Origin of the sequence: Paenisporosarcina sp., from assembly GCF_049671445.1 — a bacterium.
GTDB lineage: Bacteria > Bacillota > Bacilli > Bacillales_A > Planococcaceae > Paenisporosarcina.
The window spans coordinates 1-3,811 of sequence record NZ_JBATUX010000043.1; the positions used below are offsets into that span (position 1 = coordinate 1).

The window sequence follows — 3,811 nt, forward strand, 5'->3', positions numbered from 1 at the left end:
TGGTTGTTATCAGCTAAGAGACAAGAAACAAAGGACAAACGACTTGTTGATGCAGTTGATAAATTACGGGCAGGATTCCGTCAACCATACGGTAAATGATGGAGGTGCAGAGAACGTGAAAACTGGAGTATTATGTATTCACGGATTCACTGGTGGTCCGTATGAAATACAACCATTTGTGCAATATATAGAAGAAAAGACAGATTGGTTGGTCAAAGTCCCGACGTTACCTGGACACGGACCTACACTTTCACTAAATGAATTTACGGCAGAAAATTGGATGATGGAAGCTGAGCAATCCTTGAGGTTGTTGCAAAAAGATGTGGATCGAGTGGTCATCGTTGGATTTTCAATGGGAGGTTTGATTGCCCTCTATTTATCGATGCGCTATAAAATCGACCGATTGGTTCTCCTGAGTGCGGCTGCAAAATATATCAGTGCCGGCCAACTGCTGGAAGACGTCAAAGACATTATGGCGGATGCTGTGAAAAGGAAACTTGCTACCAACACGTTTTATCATTTATACGAGTACAAATTAACTCATACGCCAATTCGAGCCGCGTTTGAGTTTTTGCGTATCGTGAAAATGGTTGAGCCTTACTACGAATCAATATCAGTGCCCGTATGCATCGTACAAGGTCAAAAAGATGGCATTGTGCCTTTTGCATCTGCCGATTATTTGTACGAGCGTCTAGGGTCTGCTGAAAAACAGTTGATTACATCTGAATGTGGTAAGCACCTCATTTGTTATAGCGACGACTGTGACGATTGGTTTGAGAAAGTACTTCATTTTTTGGTAAGAAATGAGAAAACTAATTATTACGACTGTGGCTAATTAATTGCATATCGTCTTTAAACATGGTAAGGTATTTAGAGCAATGGATACATTTTGTGTAAAGACTCTTCGCAAGATGAAGAGGTCTTTTTTTTGAACATAACGGTTTGTTCAATTTTTTAGGGTAGGATGTTTAGTTTCAAACATCAAAACTGTGAACTTTCATAATAGCCAGGTTCTAACAGACGAAGGCTACTAACAAGTCACAAGAGACCGCGTTAACAAAACGCTTTGAAACATGCTCCCCACTGATCGAACCGCTCGGCAAAAAACCGGGCTTTCCTTTAAATATAAGTCCCCTCTGATAACTCTACAGAGAATTTTAAGTAACGGAAACGTTCCTCGTATAGGCTCGAATTTGCCGCAACTTCATCTGAAAGTGTAACCATTTGTCAATTGTAAACAAAAAGGAGATTAAATTTTGACAAATTTTTCAGAATTAAATATTAGCGCATCAACATTAAAATCCGTAAAACGTATGGGTTTTGAAGAAGCAACACCGATTCAAGAAGGTACAATTAAATTTGGTTTGGAAGGCCGCGATATTATTGGTCAAGCACAAACAGGTACTGGTAAAACAGCAGCGTTTGGTATTCCATTAATCGAAAAAATTGACCCAAAAATCACTACTATTCAAGGTCTAATTATCGCACCAACTCGTGAATTAGCGATTCAAGTTTCAGAAGAAATTTACAGAATCGGTCAAGACAAACGTGTGAAAATTTTATCTGTATATGGTGGACAAGAAATCGGACGTCAAATCCGTGCATTAAAAAACAATCCACATATTATCGTTGGTACACCTGGTCGTATTTTAGATCATATAAACCGTCGTACATTAAAACTTGATAACGTTCAAACGCTTATTTTAGATGAAGCGGATGAAATGTTAAACATGGGCTTCATTGAAGATATCAATACAATTATGGAAAGCTGTCCGGCAGAACGTCAAACGTTGTTATTCTCAGCAACTATGCCTAAACCAATCCAAAAAATTGCAGAGAAATTCATGAAAAACCCAGAAATCGTTAAAATTCAATCAAAAGAAATGACAGTAGAAAACATCGAGCAATTCTACGTTAAGTCTCACGAACGTGAAAAATTCGATATTCTATCACGCGTTATCAATGTTCACCAACCGGAACTTGCGATTATTTTTGGTCGTACAAAACGCCGCGTTGATGAATTGGCACATGCATTAAGCATTCGTGGTTATATTGCTGAAGGTATTCATGGTGATTTAAGCCAATCGAAACGTATGTCAGTTTTAAAACAATTTAAAGAAAACAAAATCGACATCCTAGTTGCTACTGATGTAGCTGCTCGTGGACTTGATATTACAGGCGTTACTCACGTTTATAACTATGATATCCCACAAGATCCAGAAAGCTATGTTCACCGTATTGGTCGTACAGGCCGTGCTGGTAAAAGTGGTGTGGCAGTAACTTTTGTTACTCCACGTGAAATGGGTTACCTACGTATCGTTGAAGAAACAACGAAAAAACGTATGTCACCACTTCGTCCTCCGAGCTCTGATGAAGCTTTAGTTGGTCAACAACGTTTAGCTGTTGAGTCACTTGGAGAAATGGTAGACAAAAACAATATTGGTGATTACCGTGCATTTGCAACGGAATTACTTGAGAAATACGAAGCAATTGATGTTATTGCAGCTGCATTAAAATCAATGACTCGTGAGCCAAGTGATACACCAGTATCTATCTCTGAAGAACGTCCATTACCATCTCGTAAAGAGGGTGGCGGTCGTAGCGGTGGTGGCTATAAAGGCAACAACCGTAGCGGTGGCGGACGACCTTCATCAGGTTCAGGTCGTAGTTCTGATCGTAGTGGAGCTCGTCGTACTAGCACAGGTAGCCGTGATGGAAGTTCTTCATCATCTGCATCTCGTGAAGGTTCTGCAAGCCGCGGTGGACGTCCACGTTCATCATCACGTCGTGAAAGCTAATAACTAATTATCAAAAATCACAGTCCAAATTGGGCTGTGATTTTTTTGTTGGAGATATATTGAATATTCAACTTTCCCATAAAAAACTATCTCTTAATCTTAAGGGATTATAGGCTGATGCAGAATCTAATATCCCAATTGGCTTTAGTCATGATCATCGTCACTTTCTTTAAGTTTTGATTGTCTATAATCAGGTTGATATTCCGCAAAACAGCTACGCTTTCCGCGGGCTTGCGCCGAACTAACTCGAACTAATCGTTCGAGTGGATTTCGACACTTTGCTATTCCCGCTGGAGTCTACGCTGTTTTACTCCATATCTCACAATATGAAGAAATAGGAACCTTTTTTCTAAGGATTTTTTGGACAGCCACATTTCAAAATCGTACTTTATGATGGTTCAGGGTTTCTCCTCTTAGCCACGATAGACAACAGAAGGGCAGTTCGCTATAGACGAACTCGAAATAAGCTTTTTCAACCTGATAAAAAAAGAAGGAACCTGCCAAAATTTCATCTTTGGCAGGTTGTTTTCCAAAGTAAAGGAGTCTATTCTTCCGTCGACCAAAAACATTTAACCATTGGCACATCGACTTCCGTGGAGCGACGGACGAAAATTCGCCGTAAGATTGCCAAAGAGAAAGACCCTAGCGAAGTAACATTGTCACTTCGCTAGGGTCTTTTCGTTTAGGTCAATCGTGCATTGGATGAAATCCGAAGCGAACCGGAACTTCCTGTCTATGTGATTCCATGTAAATGCACCGATAATTACATTTCTTCTTTCTACAAGACTCAAAAATAAAAATATGTATCCTTTGACGATTAACCGCCAACATTGCTCATTAATAGAGCTATTATTACAAGGAAATGAAGGAGTAGTTATATATTGGAAAGATATGCATTTATAATGAAACATTTTTCCTGTAAAATCGTATGTATAGAGAGAAAGTTGGTGTTTAGATGAGGAATGAACCAATGAATCAAATTTCACCTAAAGGATTAAAAGTTTGGCGGTTGT

At 39.3% G+C, this 3,811-nt stretch carries 3 protein-coding genes; all 3 read left to right on the plus strand.

Annotated elements, in window-relative coordinates:
• The first annotated feature begins 3 nt into the window (after nucleotides 1-3).
• The 3 genes from WBG45_RS06370 (at nucleotide 4) to WBG45_RS06380 (ending at nucleotide 2,798) form a co-directional block, all read left to right on the plus strand.
• Nucleotides 4-99 (plus strand): hypothetical protein, encoded by a 96-nt coding sequence (locus WBG45_RS06370; protein ID WP_424413025.1) that lies wholly within the window; start codon nucleotides 4-6, stop codon nucleotides 97-99.
• Nucleotides 100-115: 16 nt separating this feature from the next.
• Complete coding sequence (locus WBG45_RS06375) at nucleotides 116-835, plus strand: alpha/beta hydrolase (protein ID WP_424413023.1); 720 nt, start codon at nucleotides 116-118, stop codon at nucleotides 833-835.
• Nucleotides 836-1,256: 421 nt separating this feature from the next.
• Nucleotides 1,257-2,798, plus strand: coding sequence for a DEAD/DEAH box helicase (locus tag WBG45_RS06380; RefSeq protein ID WP_024536804.1), 1,542 nt, complete (start codon nucleotides 1,257-1,259; stop codon nucleotides 2,796-2,798).
• Nucleotides 2,799-3,811: the final 1,013 nt, after the last annotated feature.